Here is a 21,780-nt window from a genome sequence, read left to right on the forward strand (position 1 = left end):
TAAATTTTTAGCTAAGATATGAATTAAATATTGAATATTTTATAACTCTGATGCGTCTGTTTGACAATCTTTTCGGTTCTTTCTGGATGAGTATCTGAGATAAATAACTGACCAAAATGATTACTATTGACCATGGCCACAATCTTCGACACGCGAATTTCGTCTAGTTTATCGAAAATATCATCAAAAAGCAAAAGAGGTTGCTCGCCGCTTTGTTGTTTTACAAATTCAAATTGCGCCAATTTTAATGCTATTAAAAAAGACTTTTGTTGACCTTGAGAACCAAATTTTTTAATCGCATGATTTTCGATCTCAAAAGACAGATCATCTTTATGAATTCCGACACTAGTGTACTGTAAAGCTCTATCTTTAGCTATATTTTCTTTCAATAGAGTTAATAAATCCTTTTCAAGCAATTGACTTTGATAAACTAGCTGCACCGTTTCTGAAGAATTCGAAATATCCTGATAATACGAATTAAAAACAGGGATAAATTCTTCTAAGAAAGCTTTCCTTTTATTATGAATCGCCGTGCCTAAATCCGCCAATTGCTCATTATAAATTTCAAGCGTTTCCTGCTCATAAACTCTGTTTAATGCAAAATATTTTAAAAGTGCATTACGCTGCGCCAACACTTTCTGATAATTGATTAAATGATGCAAATACAAATTATCCAACTGCGAAATAACACTGTCTAAAAATTTTCGGCGAACTTCACTTCCCTCTCGAATCAAATCAGCATCTGTAGGTGAAATGATAACCAACGGAATCAACCCGATATGATCTGAAAATTTCTCATATAGTTTTCCATTTCTCTTCAGGATTTTTTTTTGTCCCTTTTTCAAACTACACAAAATTTGTTCCGTGCGGTTTTGCTTTTCAAACTCACCATCAATCACAAAAAAATCTTCTCCATGCTTTATATTCTGAACAGAAACCGAATTAAAATAGCTTTTACCGAAAGCCAAATGGTAAATAGCATCCAACACATTGGTTTTACCAACTCCGTTTTTTCCTACAAAACAATTGATTTTGTGTTCGAAATCGAAACTGACCTCTTCAAAATTTTTAAAATTTAAAACTGAAATTTTTTTTAAGTACATGAAATACGCATCATTGAGAGTTTGCAATAAATATTGCTAAGGTGCACGCAAATTATTAAAAATATAACGAAAACATGTTTTGTTTTTCAATAAAAATTTTATTTTTGCACCTCACTAATTTAAAATTTAAATGGCAACTTACAATAAAAGAGGATACAAAGCTCCGAAACCGGAAGCTGAAAAAGTGGAAAACGTAGCTGATTTAGAACAAGATGTTACTATAGATGAAAAAGACAGCACCACCGCTAACGTATTTAACACTTTAGATGAAACTGCTTCAAAAACTGAAGAGTTTGTTGCTAAAAACCAAAACATCATCCTAGGAGTTGTTGGTGGTATTGCTTTATTAGTAGCAGGTTATATAATGTATCAAAAATTTGTTGCTGGTCCTTCTGAAAATGAAGCAGCAAGCGATATGTACCAAGCACAAAAATATTTCCAACAAGCTGTTGATGCTACAGAAAAAAATGACTCTCTTTACAACCTAGCTTTAAATGGTGGTGAAGGAAGACAAGGTTTCTTAGATATCATTAAAAACCATTCTGGTACTGACGCAGGAAATTTAGCACATTATTATGCTGGAATCGCTTATTTAAACACTAAGCAATTCGACAAAGCTATTACTCATTTATCCGATTTTTCAACTAAAGATGAATTTGTAAATGCTATCGCAATCGGAGCTATTGGTGATGCAAAATCAGAGTTGAATAAACCTGAAGAAGCACTTGAATCTTACGTTAAAGCTGCTCAAAGCACTAAAAACGAAGTAACGACACCTCGTTTCCTATTGAAAGCAGGACAAACTGCTTTAGCGCTAGGAAAAAAAGAAGAAGCTTTACAATATTTCACAGAAATTAAAGAAAGTTTCGAAGATGCTCCTGAAGCACAAAACATTGATGCTTTAATAGGACTAGCTCAGTAATTTTAGACCAAAGTGTTAAGAGTTGAAAATACTCTTAATCCTGCAATCCCATAAAGATGGCTACAGAAAATAAAAACTTATCGAATTACGATAAAAACACAATCCCAAATGCGAAAGATTTTCGATTTGGGATTGTTGTTTCAGAATGGAACGATACCATTACAGAAGATTTATACAGAGGTGCAGAAGCAGCCTTGCTTGACTGTGGAGCAACCCCTGAAAATATTATACGTTGGAATGTACCTGGAAGCTTCGAATTAGTGTATGGAGCCAAAAAAATGATCGAATCACAAGCTGTTGACTGCGTGATCACGATTGGTTGCGTTATCAAAGGAGAAACCATGCATTTTGAATTTGTATGTGAAGGCGTAACACAAGGAGTTAAAGACTTGAATGTACAAACAGATGTACCAGTAATTTTTTGTCTGTTAACCGACAACAACATGCAACAATCGATTGATCGTAGTGGCGGAAAACACGGAAACAAAGGTACCGAAGCTGCTATTGCTGCGATTAAAATGGCCGATTTAAGAAGAAAGGCTTAATTATTACACCCTCCTTTATCCTTAAACACACTTTTTTACCGTATGGAAGAGAATAAGACACGTATTAATAAATTCCTATCGGAAACAGGCTATTGCTCCAGACGAGAAGCCGATAAACTATTAGAACAAGGCCGAATTACCATTAACGGAAAAGTACCCGAATTAGGCACCAAAGTTTCCCTTGAAGACGAAATACGTGTAGACGGTAAATTAATTCGTGAGAAAACCTCTAAACCAGTCTATTTAGCCTTCAACAAACCGGCAGGAATTGAATGCACTACCAATCAGAATGTAAAAAACAATATCGTTGATTACATCAATTACCCCAAACGTATTTTCCCTATTGGTCGTTTAGACAAAGCCAGTGAAGGGCTTATTTTTATGACCGATGATGGTGATATCGTTAATAAGATATTACGCGCCAGAAATAACCACGAAAAAGAATATATTGTTACGGTTAACAAACCCATAACCGAACGTTTTATTCAGCGTATGTGGAATGGTATTCCTATTTTAGATACAGTTACTAAAAAATGTAAGGTAGAACAAATTAGTAAATTTGTTTTTAGAATTGTATTAACTCAAGGTTTAAACAGACAAATCCGTCGAATGTGTGAATATTTAGGTTATGAAGTTACCGCCTTAAAACGCATTAGAATCATCAATATTTCATTAGATATTCCTGTAGGTCGTTATCGCGATTTAACGGATGCAGAAATCAAAGAATTAAACACTCTAATTGCTCCTTCAAGTAAAACAGAAGAAGCTAGTTTACCTAGAACAACTGTAAACAGAAACAAACGTTAATATACAATAGTAGAAAGAATCTGGTTGTGATTTACAACAGCTCAAAAAAAGCAATAAAAAAACTCCTAAATAACATTTAGGAGTTTTTTTTGAGCCGATGGAGGGACTCGAACCCACGACCTGCTGATTACAAATCAGCTGCTCTAGCCAGCTGAGCTACACCGGCAAAGTGTATTTACAGTATTTTTAAATTTTGAGCCGATGGAGGGACTCGAACCCACGACCTGCTGATTACAAATCAGCTGCTCTAGCCAGCTGAGCTACACCGGCGACTCAATTCGGGTGCAAATATAATAGAGTTTTTTAAACTTCCAAAGACTTACACCCTAAATTTTATCTATTTTTTACTACTATAAAGCGTTGATTTTATCAACCAATTGGTTAGCAGCAACTTCCAAATCTTTATTAACTTGTTTTAAGTGAGCTTTTCTATTCTCTACTTTTTTATCATTTACTTTTTGAATTAAAGCATCAAATGTTCCAATTGCTTCTTCAATGATAGCATTAGTAGCATCAGTTGGTTTACCAGTAGTAGTCATTTCATACAAATAAACTGCTTCAATAATATCACCAATTACAAAGTTGATGTCTTTTTTTAAGTTTTTTACACTTGCCATAGTTTCCTATTTATAAATTTTTGCAAAGGTACTATTTATCTTGAGATATCCTAGTAAGGAATAAATATTTCCAAAAGAGAAGCTTCACCAATTAATTGGTAATCAGTAATTATAGCCGGCAATAAAACGGTATCTCCTTTTTGAAACGAATACGTTTGATTATTCACCCGAATATCGACATTTCCATCCGTACACATATAAACCACAAAAGATTCATTAGTCTTATGCTTTGAGACAACTCCTTCAAGCGGTAACACATTGGTTTTAAAGTAAGGACAGCTCACCACCGGATTACTTTTATTCAGTGTTTGACTGTATTCTTTTTTCGCTTCAACTGTATTATAATTGATTGCTTCTAGGGCCAAATCTACATGTAGCTCTCTTGTATTTCCGTTGGCATCTTTCCTATCAAAATCATAAATACGATATGTAATATCTGATGTTTGCTGAATTTCGGCTATAACGATTCCCGATCCTATGGCATGAATTGTTCCTGTTTCTAAAAAGAAAACATCTCCTTTTTGGGCAGGGATTTCATTCAGAATCGAAACTAGTGTTTTATCCTCTAAATGCTGTAAATATTCTTCTGGTGAAGATGGATTTTTGAATCCTACGATAATGCGTGAATCAGGATCTGCTTGCAACACGTACCACATTTCTGTTTTTCCGAACGAATTATGGCGTTTTTGAGCCAATTCATCGTTGGGATGTAACTGTATCGACAAATCCTCTCGAGCATCTAAATATTTAAACAACAAAGGAAACTGTTTCCCAAATTGTTCGTATACTTTTGTTCCTAAAATTTCTGAGGGAAATTCATCAAGAAGAACATCTAGCCCCTTACCTTGAAAAGCTCCTTTGGACACCACACTCACATCACCGGGAACGGCTGAGAGCTCCCAACTTTCTCCTGTAGTAGTATTGGGAATATTTTTATTTAAAACTGATTGCAATCGAGTTCCTCCCCATATGCGGTCCTTAAAAATAGGCTCAAATAATAAGGGATAAAATTCATTCTTCATTCAATAATGTTTTCTTGTTGTAGTTGTTGAAAAAATCAAACTACCACATTCTTTGATTATTCTCCTTTGTAGGACACAAAATTACGAGGAGTTTCGTACAAAACAACCTCTAAATCATTATTTGCCGCTATACGATTTCTAATTTTATTCCAAATCACCACTACAATGTTTTCAGCGGTAGGATTTAAATCTTGAAATTCAGGCACATCTAAATTAAGATTTTTATGATCAAAAGGAAGTTCCACCTCTTCGTAAATAATGTCAGCCAGATCTTTAATATCCATCACATAACCCGTTTCAGGATCGATATTTCCCGTAACACTAACAATCAATTCATAATTATGTCCGTGAAAATTTGGGTTATTACATTTCCCAAAAACCTTTTGATTTTGTTCATCGCTCCAATCTTTACGATACAAACGATGTGCCGCGTTAAAATGTGCTTTACGACTTATAGTTACTTTCATAATTTGTGCTCTTCAAGATAATGATAAAACTCATCAAATATTATTTTAAACCAAACGGTGTAAGAATCGGGATTTTTCTCTATGTCAGTCTTTACCGCATCAATCGCCATCCATTTCCAACTTTCTACCTCATCACTATTAATTTTTGGCTCTCCGTCATAATAACCAATCATCACGTGATCTAACTCGTGTTCGGTAAGACCATTATCGAACGGAGCTTTATAAATAAAATGAAAAAGTTCTTTCAAATCGGTCGTAAATCCCATTTCTTCATACAAACGTCGGGTTCCCGCTTGAATATTACTTTCACCTTCGCGCTGATGACTACAACAAGTATTGGTCCACAATAAAGGAGAATGGTATTTATGATGTGCACGTTGCTGCAACATAATCTCATTATTGCTATTTAACACAAAAACAGAAAAAGCACGATGCAATACCGCTTTTTCATGAGCTTCCAACTTAGGCATCAGTCCTATTTGCTCGTCTTTCTCATTAACCAATATTACTTTTTCTTCCGTCATACGTTTTTATTACCGGGTAAAAATACGAAAAGCATTCTTAAAAAACCTTCTGTTAACTTTACATTATCAAATGTTCTGCACAGAAACAATATTACAACAAAAATCCCGAGCAGTGCTCGGGATTCATTTATTTAGTTAAGTACATTTTCCTTCTGGAATACAACTCATAAAATTGGTCGTCTTTTAAATCCTCAATGAACAAAATACTCTCTCCTGTAGATTTCATTTCTGGCCCTAGCGCCTTATTCACATTAGGGAATTTATTGAACGAAAACACTGGTTGCTTGATCGCATAACCGTCTAATTTAGGATTGAATGTAAAATCGGTTACTTTATTTTCACCCAACATCACTTTGGTTGCAAAATTAACATAAGGTTCCCCATACGCTTTTGCAATAAACGGTACCGTTCTTGAAGCTCTAGGATTAGCCTCTATAATATATACAATATCATCTTTGATAGCAAACTGTATGTTGATAAGTCCAACAGTTTTAAGAGCCAAAGCAATCTTTTTTGTATGATCCTTGATTTGCTGCATCACAAACTCACCAAGATTGAATGGCGGCAAAGTAGCATTACTATCGCCCGAATGCACACCACAAGGTTCGATGTGTTCCATGATACCGATGATGTACACATTTTCTCCATCACATATAGCATCCGCTTCTGCTTCAATGGCACCATCTAAATAGTGATCTAGCAACAACTTATTATTAGGAATATGTTTTAAAATTTCAATAACATGCTCTTCTAACTCCTGCTTGTTAATCACAATTTTCATTCCTTGACCTCCTAAAACATAAGAAGGACGAACTAACAATGGAAAATCCAATTCATCGGCCAGTTTAACCGCTTCTTCTGCATTTTCTGCCACTCCGAATTTCGGGAAAGGGATATTTAACTCTGTTAATAATTCAGAAAAACGCCCTCTATCTTCTGCTAAATCTAAAGCTTCAAAACTAGTTCCTATAATTTTAATTCCGTATTTTGATAATTTTTCAGCAAGTTTTAAAGCCGTTTGACCTCCCAACTGTACAATTACTCCTTCTGGCTTTTCGTGCTGAATGATATCGTAAATATGCTCCCAAAAAACAGGTTCAAAATACAATTTATCTGCAGTATCAAAATCAGTTGAAACGGTTTCAGGATTACAGTTAATCATGATGGTCTCGTAACCACATTCTTTAGCAGCTAAAACTCCGTGAACACAAGAATAATCGAATTCTATTCCTTGACCAATTCTGTTAGGACCAGAACCCAAAACCACAACTTTCTTCTTATCTGAAACAATACTTTCGTCATGAACGTATTTTGTTCCATCAATTTTTTCGATTTCGGCTTCAAAAGTAGAATAATAATAAGGCGTTTGCGCTTTGAACTCGGCTGCACAGGTATCTACCAATTTGAAAACACGTTTGATATTTTGATCTTCTCTAAGCTTATGTACTTCGCTTTCCAAACAATTTAAAGTATGTGCGATTTGTCTATCGGCAAAACCTTTTTGCTTGGCTTCTAGCAATAACTCTTTTGGAAGGGTATTGATGGTATATTTTGCAATTTCTTTTTCAATCAAGAACAACTCTTCATATTGTTTCAGAAACCACATGTCGATTTTGGTAATTTCATGAATTCTAGACAACGGAATTCCCATTGCAATGGCATCATAAATCACAAAAACTCGATCCCAACTAGCATGCGTTAGTTTATCTATAATTTGCTCGTAGTTTTTATACCCTTTACCGTCGGCACCAAGACCGTTACGCTTAATTTCTAAAGATTGAGTAGCTTTGTGAAGTGCTTCTTGGAAAGAACGTCCAATACCCATTACCTCTCCTACAGATTTCATTTGAAGACCTAAAGTTCTATCAGCACCTTCAAATTTATCGAAATTCCATCTTGGTATTTTAACAATCACATAATCTAGAGTCGGTTCAAACAAAGCCGAGGTTGACTTTGTAATTTGATTTTCCAATTCATCTAAATGATATCCCAAAGCTAGTTTTGTAGCAATTTTAGCGATAGGATATCCTGTAGCTTTAGAAGCCAAGGCAGAAGAACGAGATACACGTGGGTTAATTTCGATAGCTACGATATCCTCTTTTTCATCAGGTGAAACTGCAAACTGAACGTTACAACCTCCTGCAAAATTTCCGATACTGCGCATCATCAAAATGGCCATATCGCGCATTTTTTGAAAAGTAGTATCCGATAAAGTCATGGCTGGCGCCACTGTTATACTGTCACCAGTGTGAATCCCCATAGGATCCATATTTTCTATGGTACAGATAATTACAACATTATCGTTTTTATCACGAAGTAATTCTAATTCGTATTCTTTCCAACCCAAAAGCGCTTTATCTATTAACACTTCATGAATAGGAGAAGCTTCTAAACCGCGTGTCAGAAGTTCATCAAAATCTTCTTTCTTATGCACAAAAGCTGCTCCAGTTCCTCCTAAAGTAAAAGAAGGTCGGATTACCAACGGGAAACCAAACTCTTGCGCAATCTCTTTTCCTTTCAAGAAAGAATTAGCCGTTTTAGCCGGAGCAAAAGGAACATTTATCTTCGTTAATAATTGTTTAAACTGCTCACGGTCTTCGGTAATATTAATAGCATTAATATCGACTCCTATTAAACGCACGCCAAAATCCTTCCAGATTCCTTTGTCTTCCGCTTCTAAACATAAATTCAATGCCGTTTGTCCTCCCATGGTGGGTAAAACAGCATCGATTTGCGGATGTGCTTTTAGGATTTCTATGATAGATTTTGTAGTTAATGGTTTCAGATAAACATGATCCGCCATAGAAGGATCTGTCATAATGGTTGCTGGATTGGAATTAATCAAGATAACTTCAATCCCTTCTTCACGTAAAGATCGAGCAGATTGAGAACCTGCGTAATCAAACTCGCAAGCCTGACCAATAATTATGGGACCTGACCCAATAATAAGAACCGATTTAATTGAATTGTCTTTTGGCATTATAAAGTGTGTTGTTGTTAAAAATGCTATTCTTATGCAAAATTAAGAAGGTTGTTTAAGAGTAGCGAGGAATTATTTGTTTTTTATGAACATTTTAAAAAAAAGGCGTTACCTTTAAAAGTAACGCCTTGCTTTATGATTGTTCTTAAATCATTATTTTTTGTGTCTTGGTTCAGAAGAAACAGTTAATTTATGTCTTCCTTTCGCGCGACGACGAGCAAGAACTTTTCTTCCGTTAGCAGAAGCCATTCTTTCCATAAATCCGTGTTTATTTCTTCTTTTTCTTTTCGATGGTTGAAACGTTCTCTTACTCATAACTTTGTATCTTTAAAATCTTGTATAAATATCTAACTTTTGGGTTTTCTGAAAACCGAGTGCAAATATACAATGATTTTTTTTTCTTGCAAGAGGTTTTATAAAAATAATTTTAATTCTTTTTCTATATTTGCAACACAATATAAAAAACACTAGTATGTTTCATAAAAATATCAAACTAATTATCGCCGGATTATTATTTATTACTGGGATTTGGCAATTTACGGAAAGTAATATCGGAAACGGAATTTTTTTAATTCTATTAACCATCATACCTATATTCTTATACTTTAGAAACGAATATATTTTATTAGCTTTTCTAAAATTAAGAAGTCAAGATTTTGCTGGTGCTAAAAAATGGTTAGACAAAATCAAAAATCCAGAATCGGCTTTAATCCAAAAACAGCAAGGTTATTACAATTATCTTAACGGATTGATGGTTTCTCAAACAAACCTAAACCAAGCTGAAAAATTCTTTAAAAAAGCAATTAGTTTAGGATTGTCAATGGATCAGGATTTAGCCTTAGCTAAATTAAATTTGGCAGGAATTGCTATGAGTCGCAGAAGAAAACTAGAAGCTACTTCGTTATTGAATGAAGCCAAGAAACTAGACAAACACAATATGCTGAAGGATCAGATTGCGATGATGAAAGAGCAATTAAAAAAAATATAACTACCTTATTTTATATTTTAAAAGGCCGTACAATAAGTACGGCTTTTTTCGTTAAATTAAAATAAGAATATTAGTGTTATTCCTCTGTGAATTGAAAAAAAATACTAATTTTATAGTCTATGAATTCATTTTTCATATTTTGGGGAACACATCATGAGGAAACTTTACAGTATTTATATATTTCTTCTTTTTAGTTTTTCTGGATTAAGTCAGAATGACACCCTAAGTTTCCCTGAAGCTTTAAAAATTCATTTAAGAAAATACAACATCCAAAGCGATGATGCCTACAATAATCGAGATCTAGAACGTGGTCAGATTCTTTTTGATTCTTTAGTTACCCATCACTTGGTCGGTACGCAATTTGAAGATTACACCTTAAAAAAAATCAACAAGAAAAAAATCAAACTAAGTAGTTTTAAAAAACCGCTTTTTATATTAACCTACGCCACTTGGTGCATTCCTAGCGAAGGAGAGATCCCTGCTTTGAATAGGTTAGCTCAAAAATTTTCTGATGAAGTACAGTTTATTGTTTTATTTTGGGACAAAAAACATTTAGTACAAAAAGTAGCCCGAGAATTCGATCAACATATTACGGTGTGTTATGCGAATGAATCTTATAAAAACGATGCAGTTATTGTGGCTCATTTGAAACACACGCTTGGACTTCCCACTTCATTTTTTTTAAACGAAAATCTACAGGTTGTAAACATTCGAAGAGGAGGCGCCCAACCCGACAGTAACAGTTCTTACGACAAAGCGTTTTCTATGAATTATTCCATTTTCAGAAATGGATTGAGCAGCTTATTGATCAACAGAAATTTAGACGATGATCCCGACTACCTGCAAAATTAATTTTTAGACAACAACATCTTTCCTGCGACAAATATCAAAATTACAGCAAAAATCTTTTTCAGCATTTTTTGATCTATATTCACCGCTAATTTACTGCCGAAATACCCTCCGATTACAAAAAACAAAGCGATAATTGCGGCGTAACGCCAATCTACATAGCCTTCTTTGTAGTAATTATAAACTGCTGCTGCGGTCACTGGTACCACCAAAACCGTTAAACTTGTTCCCTGCGCTTGATGTTGATTGAAACCCATGAAATAAATCAATAACGGCACCATCACAATACCTCCTCCTACTCCTACCAAACCACTAAGAATCCCCGCTAAAACACCAATTAGCGCTAATAATAAAATCATATTTGCTGTCATCTTTTTCATTTTTAGTTTATTTGAGGAATCTCAATTTCATAATTCTTTTTGGTTGGATTATCCAATTTTTTATCACGAAGCCAAGGATTATGATACTTTAAAGTTTTATAATTGATCCCTTGTATTTTTGAGAATTTAGCCAAATCGGTTACCGTACTATCTACTGTGATTTTTTTGACAGGTATAGTCTGATACAACTGACTCTCCGGTACTATAAAATTATATTTTCTAGGATTTCTCATGATTTCTTTCAAAGCAATAATTCTGAAAACATAACGAGAAGTTTCTTCGTTGAGCAACAAATCATAATAATCATTTACTCCTTGAAAATCAATTTGAGATTGTAATCCACTCATTCCACCATTGTAAGAAGCGGCTGCCAAAGTCCATGATCCGAACTTATCTTTTGCAGCAATAAGATACTTACAAGCGGCTTCCGTCGATTTTTCAAGATGGTAACGCTCATCTACCGTTTCGGATACTTCTAAGCCTTTTTCCTTCGCAGTTTGCGGCATAAATTGCCATACACCGCGAGCTCCGGCTGGAGAAACCGCATTAACTAGAGCGCTTTCGATAACTGCTAAATATTTAAAATCGTCAGGTACGTTGTATTTTGCTAAAATTGGTTCTATAATTGGAAATACTTTGTTAGCTCTCTTAAGAATTAAAATGGTAGAACCGTGCATTTGCGTATTTACTACTAATTCCCTATCCATTCTTTCTTTCACATCCGGAATACGTAAAGGTACTTCTTCTCCGGCAAAATCTAATCTTTCAGGAAATTCGAAATCAGTTTTAGCATTCATAAATAAGCCTAAAATGGCAATGCCTCCCAATAATAAAAAAATCTTTTTCATAATCAATCATTTACATTTTCTCCTAAAATAATTTTTGGCAATAAAGTATTCAAACGGCGGTAACGAGTAATAATCATCACATGCGTACCTCCTTTTACATTAATATAATTTTTGATGTATTTCACAGGAAAAACCTCATCTGCATCTCCATGAATATGAACCACTTCTGGATCAACCGTTGCTCGTTCCCAATTAATAATTTGTTCTATAGACCAATCGAGATACTCTTTTTCTCTTCGTGTCATAAAAACTTTATACATCTCTAATCGCTGTTTAACAATTTCCGTTCCAAAAGCATATTTAGCCAAGGCATCAATGTTTTGAGCCAAACTTGTCGGTAACAGTTTATAAGCCTTGGTTGCCTTTGCAATTTTCATATGAATCGGCAACTCTTGATTGCTTTTCACACTCGAAATAATAATTATTTTTCTTGGATTTAAAAACCGTTTCATTTCTTGTACCAGGATTCCACCAAAAGAAACTCCAACCAAAACAGCATTTTCATGTTTGACTTCCTTTGCCATTCGTTCGGCATAATGTAGCAATGTTTCCTTTTTTTCAGGCATAACCCAATCCAACATATGCTTTTCGAAATCAGTTGAAGGCAGCTCAATTTTTTCGAATATTAACGAACTCGCTGCCATTCCAGGCATAAAATAAACATGAATTTTAGACATAAAAATTATTTACAAATAAGATTTTCCCGAAATTTGCATAAAAGTAATTATTTCCCTGCGTATAGAATTAGTCACTTCTTAAAATTATCAATTTTTTAAGATTAAAATAGCAAAGAAAATTTTAGTATAAACTATGGAGATTAAAGACAATACCTTTTCCAGACAATTTGAAGCCAACTCAGCCAAAGGTTTGGTTAGTATAGAATACACGCTTCAGGAACGAAAACTGTTTCTAACCCGAATCAATATTCCTGAAAATTTTGAAGACGAGTCGTTTATTGATAGTTTTTTAACTACAATTTTGGATTTAGCCGAAGAAAAAAAATGGAAAATTGTTCCGATTTACCCAAGAGTAGCGAGTTTCTTTAGAAAAAACCCGAAATACAAAACCTTTTTACCTCCGGGTATTAAAATTTAGTTTGTTCCTCTTTTTTACAAATCTCTTTCCTTTACTGTGGCAGAATTTGTATTTTTAGAACATGAATTCAGAGGAAACAAGACAAGAAATACTAGATTTTTTCGAGACCATTGAAAAATACTATGGCTGCAAAACAGAAATTACCGAAGGTCTTTGTAAATCTTCTAGTTTTAATCCTGATTTTTCAACTTGGAATTTGTTCGAATTTCACTTGATACGATCCGCCTATAGAACTCAAGGAGATCGATTCATGTTGGAAGGAAACGGTATGTATTATGAAATGGATGCCGGTTCTATCGTTGCACTGACCAAAACCGGCAGAAATAAATTTGAATTCATCGAACAATTAGGAGATACTATTTTTAGAATTACTAAAATTCGATTTCACTATAAATACTAATTGATTTATCATTTGGATCAACCCACATTTTGTAAATCATTAGAATTCAATTGCTTTTTTAGACTAAAGCATTAAGAAATTCAATACGCACGCTTCCATCTTCATCAATTTTAGTCAAATTAACCTCATTGAGCGTATTAACTAATTCTGGATTCCAAGGAGTTTTTACCTTCACATAATTTTCGGTAAATCCATGAATATATCCCTCTTTGTTTTCTCCTTCAAACAATACGGTTCGTTGGGTACCAATTTGACTTTCATAGAAAGCGCGGCGTTTTTTCACGGACAATCCTCGTAACATTTTACTTCGCTTGGCACGAACGTTCCCCGGAACTACATCTTCCATAGCAGCAGCTTCAGTATTGTCACGTTCTGAGTAAGTAAAAACATGAAGATAGGAAATATCTAATTCGTTTAAGAAATTATAAGTTTCTAAAAACAACTCATCCATTTCTCCTGGAAAACCAACAATTACATCTACACCAATACAAGCGTGAGGCATGACCTCTCGTATTTTAGCTACACGATCGGCATAAAGTTCACGCAGGTAACGGCGCTTCATTCTTTTTAAAATTGTATTACTTCCTGATTGCAAAGGAATATGAAAATGAGGTACAAAAGTGCGACTTTGAGCCACAAACTCTATCGTTTCGTTTTTTAGTAGATTAGGTTCGATGGAAGAGATTCGCAAACGTTCAATACCTTCTACCTTATCCAAAGCTTGGACTAACTCTAAAAATGTATGCTCATGTTTTTTATTACCGAATTCTCCCTTTCCGTAATCTCCTATGTTTACTCCGGTTAAAACAATTTCTTTGATTCCTTTTGCAGAAATCTCGGCAGCATTTTTCATGACGTTTTCCATCGTATCGCTACGAGAAATACCTCTAGCCAAAGGAATAGTACAATAAGTACATTTATAATCGCAACCGTCTTGAACTTTCAAAAAAGCACGAGTACGATCTCCGAAAGAATAACTCCCTACATAAAAATCAGCCTCTTCAATTTCACAGGAATGTACTTCTCCCATGTCATTTTTCGTCAAATCATTAATATAATCTGTGATTTTGAATTTTTCAGTAGCACCTAATACTAAATCAACACCATCTACAGCTGCCAACTCCTCTGGTTTTAACTGAGCGTAACATCCCACAGCCGCCACGAATGCTTTATCGTTAAGCTTCATCGCTTTTTTGACAATTTGCTTGAATTGTTTATCTGCATTATCTGTTACCGAACAAGTATTGATAACGTAAATATCAGCTACCTCTTCGAAATCAACGCGATCAAAACCTTCGTCCTGAAAATTACGGGCAATAGTAGAAGTTTCAGAAAAATTTAATTTACAGCCTAAAGTATAAAAGGCTACTTTCTTTTTGTTTACCATAGAATAGCTCAATTAATGAAATCGTTGTCAAAAAATTGAGGTTGCAAATTTAACTATAATTTTGAAATTAAAGACACCACAAATTCGTAAATAATATTGCTTTATTTGTTTTTAGCCTTTTACTATTTTGTTTCATATCATTTAGACTAAAGATATGGGTAGTAAAGTTTCAATGATGCATGTAATTGAAAGTTCGTAAAGAACAAAGCATAAAGAAGCAAACTACATAGTAGAGATGGATGGTATTGGTTATATTGTAACTAAAGAAATTTATACTGACGTAGATATTAAGACTACACTTGAAATGTTAGTGGCAATCGAAAAAAAACCAGAAAAGAAAAAAACATAGAATTATTTGGTAAACTTTATTGAGCCTTTTTTTACCATTTAACTGTACTTCTAATTGACCATATTTTTGAAGTTAAAAAAATTTAAATAAAAATAATACTACATTTGTGAAAAGTTAAAATATTTATACTTTTATTGTTTTCTTTTTAAAAAAATTAGCGCTATAAAATGCAAAAAACCAAAAAATTAGTCTCTTCAAGATATATAAGTTATTTCAGACTTGCATTTTCAGTTCTAATGATACCTCAGATTTATAATCTTGTACCTCATATTCATGAATTAGAAAATTCTTGTATTGTATTTCACTACCCAGGATTAGATTTTATTGAAGCTTATAGTCACACCTTTATTGACATAGTTGCTGGAGTATCTTATTTAAGCGTCTTTTTACTAGGATTAGGTAAATTTCCAAGATTAGGAGCAATGGGCTTTTTAATAACCTTTAGCTATCTCTTCTTAATAGATATTTCTTTTTACAATAACCATTATTACCTATGGTGCTTGATAGCCTTTTTATTTCTTATAGTTGATCAGAAAAACTGGTTACCGATATGGAAATTTCATAAAAAAGAAGATCTTGCATTTCAAACAGACATAAAAAATTATGTCGTTTTTGGCTTGCTAATTTCAATTGTATATTTTTATGGTGGAATCGCAAAAATAAATATGGATTGGTTACAGGGATATCCAATGAGATTAATGACATCTTCAAAGAATTATCCTTATCCTGACTTTCTTGGTTACTTCTTTAGCTATTTTGGATTAATATTTGACTTATCAATTGCTTTTTTATTGTGGTATATTCCAAAAAATAAATTACTTATATTTATTGTAATAAGTTTTCATTTATCTAATTATTTCCTATTTAATATTGGGGAATTTCCTCTAGTAATGCTAGCAACTTGGCCGTTATTTTTAGTAATTTCAAAATTCTTGAAAAAACACTCATTTATAGAAATGATTGGACCTATAAAAATTAACTCCATTAGATCGATAACGCTATTTTGTTTTTTTACTATCCAAATTATTTATCCCCTGAGACCCATTATCTTCGGCAAGGATGTCGCTTGGAATCGTCAAGGTTACAATTTCACTTGGCGTATGATGCTAAATAATTATAAGCCTATCTATTTTCAATTTTTAGTTTCATTCGAAAATCCCAATTTAAACTATCATGTAGATTTTTCAAAATTATTGACTTATAGACAGTTTTATCATGCTTACCATGATCCCTACTTAATTTGGCTTTTATCTCAAAAATTAAAAAAAGATGCTGTTTTAAAATACGAAGATAAAGAGGTTAAAATCTACTGTAAATCATTGTTTGAATTAAATCAACACAAACCTCAAGAATTAATAAATAGCAATATTGATTTATCGGTAACAAAATACAATCACTTTAAAAAAAATAATTTCGTCAACAATTTTAACCAAGATTACTAATTTATGAAAAAAAATACCCTATTAACCTTTATGCTTTTAACTGTCCAAATGATAACTGGACAAATTTCTAATAATCAAATAAATTATGAATTAAGAGTTGACCAATGGAGGCAAACTTGTGATAATGATGTTTTAAGCACCGATGATAACGAAGTTCGAATTGGCCTAACATCTGATAATAATACTGGTGGCACAGCAAGTTGGACTAGTGGCGGCAATGGAGCAACATGTGGAGGTAATAACTATGTACGTAGATGGCAAGCTGATGCTCCTTCAACTGTAACAAATAGCAACACATTACTTTATAGTTGTCTTGACAGGACTAATAATGCAAATTCATTCACAATTAATCATAGTTCTTGGGAGGAAGATGGTAGCTATGATTGCGATCCGTCTGGTGATGCATGTCAATCCTTTGGTAATTGGGATATTACATTTAAAAGTGCTACTAAAACACCAAATCGATTTTGGGCTAATAACGGAACTGTCAATGTGGCAAGTTTTGTAACTGGCCAAAGTGGAGATTTTTCAGCCAAAACTGTCTGGAGGTATACAAACGGCAACTCCTGTGAGAATGCCCTTGATTTTGGTACTCTGACATCGGGTGTCATAAAAACGCATACTAACGCAAATCTTGCACCACCAATAGGAGCTAGTGCTAATATGGGTTATACTAATTTGCTTGGTAATACTGCACCTGATGTTTATTACCGATTTACCGTTACTAAAACTAGTACTGTAATTATTTCAACAGCTAACGCTGGAACTAATTTTGACACTTATTTAAGATTGTATGATTCTACTTCTTGTGGCACACAAATAGCATTCAATGATGACTACGGAGGTGGAATTACTTCAACTATTAATATAATACTATGTCCAGGTACATATACTATCCTTGTAGAGGGATTTAATGTTAATGCGGGAGATTTTGCACTAAGCGTATTGGCTACTAATTCTCCATTAGTTGCAAACACAATTAGCGGTATCTCAAATGCAACTACAGTTTGTGCTGGTTCAGATCCTGGTAGTTTTGACACCTCTGTAGTTTCTTCTGGTGGTAATCCAACTTTGGCATACCAATGGGAAGCCTCTATAACAAGTAATAATTCAGGGTTTGCTTCCATTGCAGGTGAAACATCTTCAACCTACGACCCTTCAACAATCTCTCAAACAACTTGGTTTAGAAGAAAAACAACAGATGCCTGTGGAACCATAGTATATTCAAATGTTATTCAAGTCGTTGTGAATCCTATCGATAATAATATCACACAATTGACTGGTGTTTTAACTGCTAATCAAACTGGTGCAACTTATCAATGGTATGAATGCCCAAATACTTTACTAACAGGCGAAACTAATCAAGATTTTTCACCAACAACTCCAGGTGATTACAAGGTAAAAATAACTGTAGGCTTTTGCGTAACTGAATCAGCTTGTGAAACTGTGACAGTTTTAGGAAACGAATATTTTACATTAAATAATGATTTTATGATATATCCTAATCCAACAAACGAATTTATATATATAAATTCAACTTTTGATAGTCAAATTATCATTGTAAATCAATTAGGGCAAACCGTAAAGTCTATAATGGTAAAATCAAACATTGAAAATAAAATAAATGTAGAAGATTTAGCTGATGGAATGTATATTGTAAAAGGATTAAATGGTTCCATAATTCTTTCAAAAAAATTACTTATCAAAAAATAATTAAAGATTTTAAAAACACAAAAAATGCTAGCTTTTTAAAGCTAGCATTTTTTGTGTTTTTAAAAATAACATTACTCCTTTCTATATTTCTTCGTTTCTTCAAAAACATGCTCTAAGATTTTCGCGTCTACTTCAGTAAAATCCACATTCCGACGTGACATTACTATTTTAGCTGTTTGAAAAGCTTTGCTAGTCATATATGTTGTGAATCCAGACGCACCGCCCCAAGAGAAACTAGGCACGAAATTTCTTGGAAAACCACTACCAAAAATATTGGCAGACACTCCTACTACCGTTCCTGTATTGAACATAGTATTAATACCACATTTACTGTGATCTCCCATCATTAATCCGCAAAACTGCAAGCCTGTTTTAGCAAATCCCTCGGTTTCGTAACTCCACAACTTAACCTCTTCATAATTATTTTTTAAATTCGAATTATTGCTGTCGGCACCAATATTACACCATTCACCCAATACCGAATTTCCTAAAAAGCCATCATGCCCTTTGTTCGAATACCCAAATAATACCGAATTATTAACCTCTCCTCCAATGCGACTATGAGGCCCTACTGTTGTGGCTCCATAGACTTTCGTTCCTAGTTTCACTTGCGCTTCTTCGCACAAAGCAAAAGGGCCTCTAATGACTGAACCTTCCATTATTTCGGCGTTTTTACCAATATAAATAGGTCCTGTAGAAGCATTTAAAGTCACAAACTCTAATTTAGCCCCCTCTTCTATAAAAATGTGTTCTGGCGCTATTACATTAACACTTTTCGGTATCGGCTGCGAAAATCTACCTTCAGTAATTAAATCGAAATCTTCACGAAGCGCAAGATCATTCTTAGAGAAAATATCCCAAGTATGTTCAATTCGGATACAATCTTTGGTGTAATCAATGATATCAAAGGTTTCAAAATCGATTTCCTGATTTTCTTTGCTGTAAAAAGCAATTACTTCGTCATTATAAAAAATCGCCTGATTTACCTCAAGGTTTTTGATCATTTCAACTAAAATATCATTGGGCAAAAAAGAAGCATTAATCATAATGTTTTCTTCCATTTCCACCATTGGATATTTATCCATCAAATATTCCTCCGTTAGCGTTGTAGTAGTATAACCCAAATGCTTTTCCCATTTCTCACGAATTGTTAAAATTCCCACACGGATATCAGCTACTGGACGAGTAAAAGTAAATGGAAGCAGTGCGTTTCTAACCGTTCCATCAAATAATATATAGTTCATTGTAATTCATTTTAAAGAAATCAAAAATAAGGAAATTCTGAAATACTCATTTGAAATCATTCGCAAATTTTGAAAACTAGATCAAATAAAAAAAGCCCTGCTATTGCAGAGCTTTAAAAATATTTTGAATTCCTTATTATTTTTGGAATTTAGCGTATTTGGTTTTGAATTTGTCGATACGACCAGCTGTATCAACCAATTTAGATTTACCTGTGTAAAAAGGGTGAGATGTTCTAGATATCTCCATTTTGAATACTGGGTATTCTACACCTTCGTGAACGATGGTTTCTTTTGTTTCTACTGTAGATTTAGTAATAAAAACGTCATCATTTGACATGTCTTTAAATGCAACTAATCTGTAATTTTCTGGGTGAATTCCTTTTTTCATGATAAATCTTTGTTATGTTTTGTTACCTTGGATCTTGATGCTTTTTTTCAACTAAAAGGTATCGATTTACAGTAACTTTTATTACACTTCTGTTTTAATTCAGGGTGCAAATTTACAACTATTTTTTAAATATCAAATCATTACGTCAGATTTTTTGATTTTACACACTCAATAAACAAAAGTTTATTTATTCCTATATTTGTAAGCTAAATGAAATTATCGCATGAACGAAATTATTAAGAAAAACGGAATTCTGTTTGGAATTATTATAGGAACTGTAGCTATTTTATTTCAAATAATCATTTACGTTTCTGGAGAAGCACTATACAAAAATGTTTATTTAGGTTTTTTATTTACTACTTTGTACTGGGTCATCCGAATCTACCAGGCCAACAAAACCAAAAAAGAACTGCATAATGTTATTACTCTCAAAGAAGTTTTCACTACTTTATTAATATCGACTTCTATTGGAATCTTAATTTCGGTGAGTTTCAACTACGTATTTTATAATTTTGTTGCAACTGATTTAAAACCTGAAGTAAATAAATTCATGAATTTAAAACAGTTAGACATTCAAAAAATGTTCAATAAAGGCAATCTCGATGAAGACCAGATTCTGAATTTCGACAATTTCGCCTTTGGCACTTTATTTAAAGGAGCTGTTTTTTCTATTTTAATAAGTTCAATTTTTAATTTAATTTTGGCAGCTATTTTCAAAACAAAAACATCAAATCAGTACTAAGTGAATATTTCCGTAATCATCCCTTTACTTAACGAGCAAGAATCATTACCTGAATTAAGCTCATGGATTACCAAAGTCATGGACGCCAATCATTATAGCTATGAAGTTATTTTTATTGATGATGGCAGTACTGACAATTCTTGGAATATCATAGAAGATTTATCCCGAAAAAATTCAGCATTCAAAGGAATACGATTTCTGAGTAATTATGGGAAATCTCAAGCCTTACATGCTGGTTTCGCCAAAGCGGAAGGAGACGTAATCATCACGATGGATGCCGATTTGCAAGACAGTCCGGATGAAATTCCTGAACTGTACAACATGATTATCCAGAAAGGTTACGATTTGGTTTCAGGCTGGAAGAAAAAACGCTATGATAGTGTTGTAGCCAAGAATTTACCTTCTAAATTATTCAATTGGGCTGCCCGAAAAACTTCTGGTGTTCAGTTAAATGATTTCAACTGTGGACTAAAAGCTTACCGAAAAAATGTGGTAAAAAATATTGAAGTTTCAGGCGAAATGCATCGATACATCCCTGTTCTTGCCAAAAATGCAGGTTTTAAAAAAATAGGTGAAAAAGTAGTTATTCATCAAGCCCGAAAATATGGTGAATCTAAATTCGGAATGAATCGTTTCGTTAATGGATTCTTAGATTTAATTACCATTTGGTTCCTTTCTAAATTCGGAAAAAGACCTATGCATCTTTTCGGACTCTTAGGAACCATCATGTTTTTTATAGGTTTTGTTTCGGCTGGTTATATTGGAATTATGAAACTTTGGAAATTATATGTTTCCAACCAAGAAACCATTTTGGTTACAGATAATCCATGGTTTTACATCTCACTGGCTACCATGATCATTGGAACTCAATTATTTCTTGCCGGTTTTTTAGGAGAAATTATACTTCGTACCAAAAACAATGAGGAACGTTATAAAATTTCGGAAGAAATTAATTTATAAATCATTAA

At 33.6% G+C, this 21,780-nt stretch carries 24 protein-coding genes and 2 tRNA genes; 11 read left to right on the forward strand and 15 right to left on the reverse strand.

What is annotated here, in order from left to right:
- Nucleotides 1-23: 23 nt before the first annotated feature.
- On the reverse strand, nt 24-1,103 hold the full coding sequence (recF, locus tag NAT50_RS00220) for a DNA replication/repair protein RecF (protein WP_250590297.1): 1,080 nt from the start codon (nt 1,101-1,103) through the stop codon (nt 24-26).
- 130 nt (nt 1,104-1,233) lie between these two features.
- On the opposite strand from recF, the gene NAT50_RS00225 reads away from it, so the two are divergent.
- The 3 genes from NAT50_RS00225 to rluF are packed head-to-tail and all read left to right on the forward strand — an operon-like array spanning nt 1,234 to nt 3,377.
- Nucleotides 1,234-2,025 carry a tetratricopeptide repeat protein gene (locus tag NAT50_RS00225; RefSeq protein WP_250590299.1) on the forward strand — a complete coding sequence of 264 codons (792 nt, stop codon included), beginning with the start codon at nt 1,234-1,236 and terminating at the stop codon, nt 2,023-2,025.
- Nucleotides 2,026-2,081: 56 nt separating this feature from the next.
- On the forward strand, nt 2,082-2,570 hold the full coding sequence (gene ribH, locus NAT50_RS00230) for a 6,7-dimethyl-8-ribityllumazine synthase (protein WP_250590301.1): 489 nt from the start codon (nt 2,082-2,084) through the stop codon (nt 2,568-2,570).
- A 42-nt stretch (nt 2,571-2,612) separates the two neighbouring features.
- Complete coding sequence (gene rluF / locus NAT50_RS00235) at nt 2,613-3,377, forward strand: 23S rRNA pseudouridine(2604) synthase RluF (RefSeq protein WP_250590303.1); 765 nt, start codon at nt 2,613-2,615, stop codon at nt 3,375-3,377.
- Between the two features lie 92 nt (nt 3,378-3,469).
- Here the strand turns inward: rluF and NAT50_RS00240 are convergent.
- The 8 genes from NAT50_RS00240 to rpmH all read right to left on the reverse strand — a co-directional run bounded on the left by NAT50_RS00240 (nt 3,470) and on the right by rpmH (nt 9,302).
- Nucleotides 3,470-3,543: transfer RNA gene (locus NAT50_RS00240), tRNA-Thr, on the reverse strand.
- A 30-nt stretch (nt 3,544-3,573) separates the two neighbouring features.
- A tRNA-Thr gene (locus tag NAT50_RS00245) sits at nt 3,574-3,647 on the reverse strand.
- A gap of 80 nt (nt 3,648-3,727) precedes the next feature.
- Entirely contained in the window at nt 3,728-3,994 is a 267-nt protein-coding gene (locus tag NAT50_RS00250) for a hypothetical protein (RefSeq protein WP_250590305.1), read from the reverse strand.
- Between the two features lie 50 nt (nt 3,995-4,044).
- Nucleotides 4,045-5,016, reverse strand: a complete 972-nt coding sequence (locus NAT50_RS00255) for a type I phosphomannose isomerase catalytic subunit (protein ID WP_250590307.1) — start codon at nt 5,014-5,016, stop codon at nt 4,045-4,047.
- A 56-nt stretch (nt 5,017-5,072) separates the two neighbouring features.
- Nucleotides 5,073-5,483, reverse strand: a complete 411-nt coding sequence (locus tag NAT50_RS00260) for a 6-pyruvoyl trahydropterin synthase family protein (protein ID WP_250590309.1) — start codon at nt 5,481-5,483, stop codon at nt 5,073-5,075.
- On the reverse strand, nt 5,480-6,007 hold the full coding sequence (idi, locus tag NAT50_RS00265) for an isopentenyl-diphosphate Delta-isomerase (RefSeq protein ID WP_250590311.1): 528 nt from the start codon (nt 6,005-6,007) through the stop codon (nt 5,480-5,482). The genes NAT50_RS00260 and idi overlap by 4 nt, the downstream gene beginning before the upstream one ends.
- 127 nt (nt 6,008-6,134) lie before the next feature.
- The gene (gene carB, locus NAT50_RS00270) at nt 6,135-8,987 is read right to left on the reverse strand and encodes a carbamoyl-phosphate synthase large subunit (RefSeq protein ID WP_250590312.1); all 2,853 of its coding nucleotides are present in this window, start codon (nt 8,985-8,987) and stop codon (nt 6,135-6,137) included.
- Between the two features lie 153 nt (nt 8,988-9,140).
- On the reverse strand, nt 9,141-9,302 hold the full coding sequence (rpmH, locus tag NAT50_RS00275; protein WP_026979292.1) for a 50S ribosomal protein L34: 162 nt from the start codon (nt 9,300-9,302) through the stop codon (nt 9,141-9,143).
- A gap of 157 nt (nt 9,303-9,459) precedes the next feature.
- On the opposite strand from rpmH, the gene NAT50_RS00280 reads away from it, so the two are divergent.
- Together NAT50_RS00280 and NAT50_RS00285 are read left to right on the forward strand one after the other, a co-directional pair.
- Entirely contained in the window at nt 9,460-9,975 is a 516-nt protein-coding gene (locus NAT50_RS00280) for a DUF2892 domain-containing protein (protein WP_250590314.1), read from the forward strand.
- Nucleotides 9,976-10,128: 153 nt separating this feature from the next.
- Complete coding sequence (locus NAT50_RS00285; protein ID WP_250590316.1) at nt 10,129-10,827, forward strand: TlpA family protein disulfide reductase; 699 nt, start codon at nt 10,129-10,131, stop codon at nt 10,825-10,827.
- Here the strand turns inward: NAT50_RS00285 and NAT50_RS00290 are convergent.
- Genes NAT50_RS00290 through NAT50_RS00300 form a run of 3 tightly spaced genes read right to left on the reverse strand, consistent with a single transcriptional unit; the run spans nt 10,824 to nt 12,729 of the window.
- Nucleotides 10,824-11,195 (reverse strand): sulfite exporter TauE/SafE family protein, encoded by a 372-nt coding sequence (locus tag NAT50_RS00290; RefSeq protein ID WP_250591384.1) that lies wholly within the window; start codon nt 11,193-11,195, stop codon nt 10,824-10,826. The two genes, NAT50_RS00285 and NAT50_RS00290, sit on opposite strands and share 4 nt — an antisense overlap.
- Nucleotides 11,196-11,206: 11 nt before the next feature.
- The gene (locus NAT50_RS00295) at nt 11,207-12,052 is read right to left on the reverse strand and encodes a lytic transglycosylase domain-containing protein (RefSeq protein WP_250590318.1); all 846 of its coding nucleotides are present in this window, start codon (nt 12,050-12,052) and stop codon (nt 11,207-11,209) included.
- A 2-nt stretch (nt 12,053-12,054) separates the two neighbouring features.
- Nucleotides 12,055-12,729 (reverse strand): alpha/beta hydrolase, encoded by a 675-nt coding sequence (locus tag NAT50_RS00300; protein ID WP_250590320.1) that lies wholly within the window; start codon nt 12,727-12,729, stop codon nt 12,055-12,057.
- A 133-nt stretch (nt 12,730-12,862) separates the two neighbouring features.
- Between NAT50_RS00300 and NAT50_RS00305 the strand changes: the two genes are divergently transcribed.
- A complete protein-coding gene (locus tag NAT50_RS00305; RefSeq protein WP_250590322.1) occupies nt 12,863-13,147 on the forward strand; it encodes a GNAT family N-acetyltransferase in 285 nt (94 codons plus the stop codon).
- A gap of 61 nt (nt 13,148-13,208) precedes the next feature.
- Nucleotides 13,209-13,547 (forward strand): hypothetical protein, encoded by a 339-nt coding sequence (locus NAT50_RS00310; protein ID WP_250590324.1) that lies wholly within the window; start codon nt 13,209-13,211, stop codon nt 13,545-13,547.
- Nucleotides 13,548-13,605: 58 nt separating this feature from the next.
- On the opposite strand, the gene mtaB is transcribed toward NAT50_RS00310, so the two are convergent.
- Nucleotides 13,606-14,934, reverse strand: coding sequence for a tRNA (N(6)-L-threonylcarbamoyladenosine(37)-C(2))-methylthiotransferase MtaB (mtaB, locus tag NAT50_RS00315; RefSeq protein WP_250590326.1), 1,329 nt, complete (start codon nt 14,932-14,934; stop codon nt 13,606-13,608).
- Nucleotides 14,935-15,450: 516 nt separating this feature from the next.
- Here mtaB and NAT50_RS00320 point away from each other — a divergent pair.
- On the forward strand, nt 15,451-16,725 hold the full coding sequence (locus tag NAT50_RS00320; protein WP_250590328.1) for an HTTM domain-containing protein: 1,275 nt from the start codon (nt 15,451-15,453) through the stop codon (nt 16,723-16,725).
- 3 nt (nt 16,726-16,728) lie between these two features.
- Nucleotides 16,729-18,438 (forward strand): DVUA0089 family protein, encoded by a 1,710-nt coding sequence (locus NAT50_RS00325; protein WP_250590330.1) that lies wholly within the window; start codon nt 16,729-16,731, stop codon nt 18,436-18,438.
- 71 nt (nt 18,439-18,509) lie between these two features.
- Here the strand turns inward: NAT50_RS00325 and NAT50_RS00330 are convergent, their stop codons facing one another.
- Together NAT50_RS00330 and NAT50_RS00335 are read right to left on the reverse strand one after the other, a co-directional pair.
- On the reverse strand, nt 18,510-19,682 hold the full coding sequence (locus tag NAT50_RS00330; RefSeq protein ID WP_250590332.1) for a GlmU family protein: 1,173 nt from the start codon (nt 19,680-19,682) through the stop codon (nt 18,510-18,512).
- A 136-nt stretch (nt 19,683-19,818) separates the two neighbouring features.
- A complete protein-coding gene (locus NAT50_RS00335) occupies nt 19,819-20,070 on the reverse strand; it encodes a type B 50S ribosomal protein L31 (RefSeq protein ID WP_250590334.1) in 252 nt (83 codons plus the stop codon).
- A 223-nt stretch (nt 20,071-20,293) separates the two neighbouring features.
- On the opposite strand from NAT50_RS00335, the gene NAT50_RS00340 reads away from it, so the two are divergent.
- A complete protein-coding gene (locus NAT50_RS00340; RefSeq protein ID WP_250590336.1) occupies nt 20,294-20,812 on the forward strand; it encodes a DUF4199 domain-containing protein in 519 nt (172 codons plus the stop codon).
- Nucleotides 20,813-21,772 carry a glycosyltransferase family 2 protein gene (locus NAT50_RS00345; protein WP_250590338.1) on the forward strand — a complete coding sequence of 320 codons (960 nt, stop codon included), beginning with the start codon at nt 20,813-20,815 and terminating at the stop codon, nt 21,770-21,772.
- The last annotated feature ends 8 nt before the right edge of the window (nt 21,773-21,780 follow it).

The organism is Flavobacterium luminosum (assembly GCF_023635005.1).
In the GTDB taxonomy this organism is placed as follows: Bacteria; Bacteroidota; Bacteroidia; order Flavobacteriales; family Flavobacteriaceae; genus Flavobacterium; species Flavobacterium luminosum.

Coding starts and splice junctions, on each gene's coding strand:
- recF (WP_250590297.1), bottom strand. CDS start 1,103: ATGTACTTAAAAAAAATTTCAGTTTTAAATTTTAAAAATTTTGAAGAG.
- NAT50_RS00225 (WP_250590299.1), top strand. CDS start 1,234: ATGGCAACTTACAATAAAAGAGGATACAAAGCTCCGAAACCGGAAGCT.
- ribH (WP_250590301.1), top strand. CDS start 2,082: ATGGCTACAGAAAATAAAAACTTATCGAATTACGATAAAAACACAATC.
- rluF (WP_250590303.1), top strand. CDS start 2,613: ATGGAAGAGAATAAGACACGTATTAATAAATTCCTATCGGAAACAGGC.
- NAT50_RS00250 (WP_250590305.1), bottom strand. CDS start 3,994: ATGGCAAGTGTAAAAAACTTAAAAAAAGACATCAACTTTGTAATTGGT.
- NAT50_RS00255 (WP_250590307.1), bottom strand. CDS start 5,016: ATGAAGAATGAATTTTATCCCTTATTATTTGAGCCTATTTTTAAGGAC.
- NAT50_RS00260 (WP_250590309.1), bottom strand. CDS start 5,483: ATGAAAGTAACTATAAGTCGTAAAGCACATTTTAACGCGGCACATCGT.
- idi (WP_250590311.1), bottom strand. CDS start 6,007: ATGACGGAAGAAAAAGTAATATTGGTTAATGAGAAAGACGAGCAAATA.
- carB (WP_250590312.1), bottom strand. CDS start 8,987: ATGCCAAAAGACAATTCAATTAAATCGGTTCTTATTATTGGGTCAGGT.
- rpmH (WP_026979292.1), bottom strand. CDS start 9,302: ATGAGTAAGAGAACGTTTCAACCATCGAAAAGAAAAAGAAGAAATAAA.
- NAT50_RS00280 (WP_250590314.1), top strand. CDS start 9,460: ATGTTTCATAAAAATATCAAACTAATTATCGCCGGATTATTATTTATT.
- NAT50_RS00285 (WP_250590316.1), top strand. CDS start 10,129: ATGAGGAAACTTTACAGTATTTATATATTTCTTCTTTTTAGTTTTTCT.
- NAT50_RS00290 (WP_250591384.1), bottom strand. CDS start 11,195: ATGACAGCAAATATGATTTTATTATTAGCGCTAATTGGTGTTTTAGCG.
- NAT50_RS00295 (WP_250590318.1), bottom strand. CDS start 12,052: ATGAAAAAGATTTTTTTATTATTGGGAGGCATTGCCATTTTAGGCTTA.
- NAT50_RS00300 (WP_250590320.1), bottom strand. CDS start 12,729: ATGTCTAAAATTCATGTTTATTTTATGCCTGGAATGGCAGCGAGTTCG.
- NAT50_RS00305 (WP_250590322.1), top strand. CDS start 12,863: ATGGAGATTAAAGACAATACCTTTTCCAGACAATTTGAAGCCAACTCA.
- NAT50_RS00310 (WP_250590324.1), top strand. CDS start 13,209: ATGAATTCAGAGGAAACAAGACAAGAAATACTAGATTTTTTCGAGACC.
- mtaB (WP_250590326.1), bottom strand. CDS start 14,934: ATGGTAAACAAAAAGAAAGTAGCCTTTTATACTTTAGGCTGTAAATTA.
- NAT50_RS00320 (WP_250590328.1), top strand. CDS start 15,451: ATGCAAAAAACCAAAAAATTAGTCTCTTCAAGATATATAAGTTATTTC.
- NAT50_RS00325 (WP_250590330.1), top strand. CDS start 16,729: ATGAAAAAAAATACCCTATTAACCTTTATGCTTTTAACTGTCCAAATG.
- NAT50_RS00330 (WP_250590332.1), bottom strand. CDS start 19,682: ATGAACTATATATTATTTGATGGAACGGTTAGAAACGCACTGCTTCCA.
- NAT50_RS00335 (WP_250590334.1), bottom strand. CDS start 20,070: ATGAAAAAAGGAATTCACCCAGAAAATTACAGATTAGTTGCATTTAAA.
- NAT50_RS00340 (WP_250590336.1), top strand. CDS start 20,294: ATGAACGAAATTATTAAGAAAAACGGAATTCTGTTTGGAATTATTATA.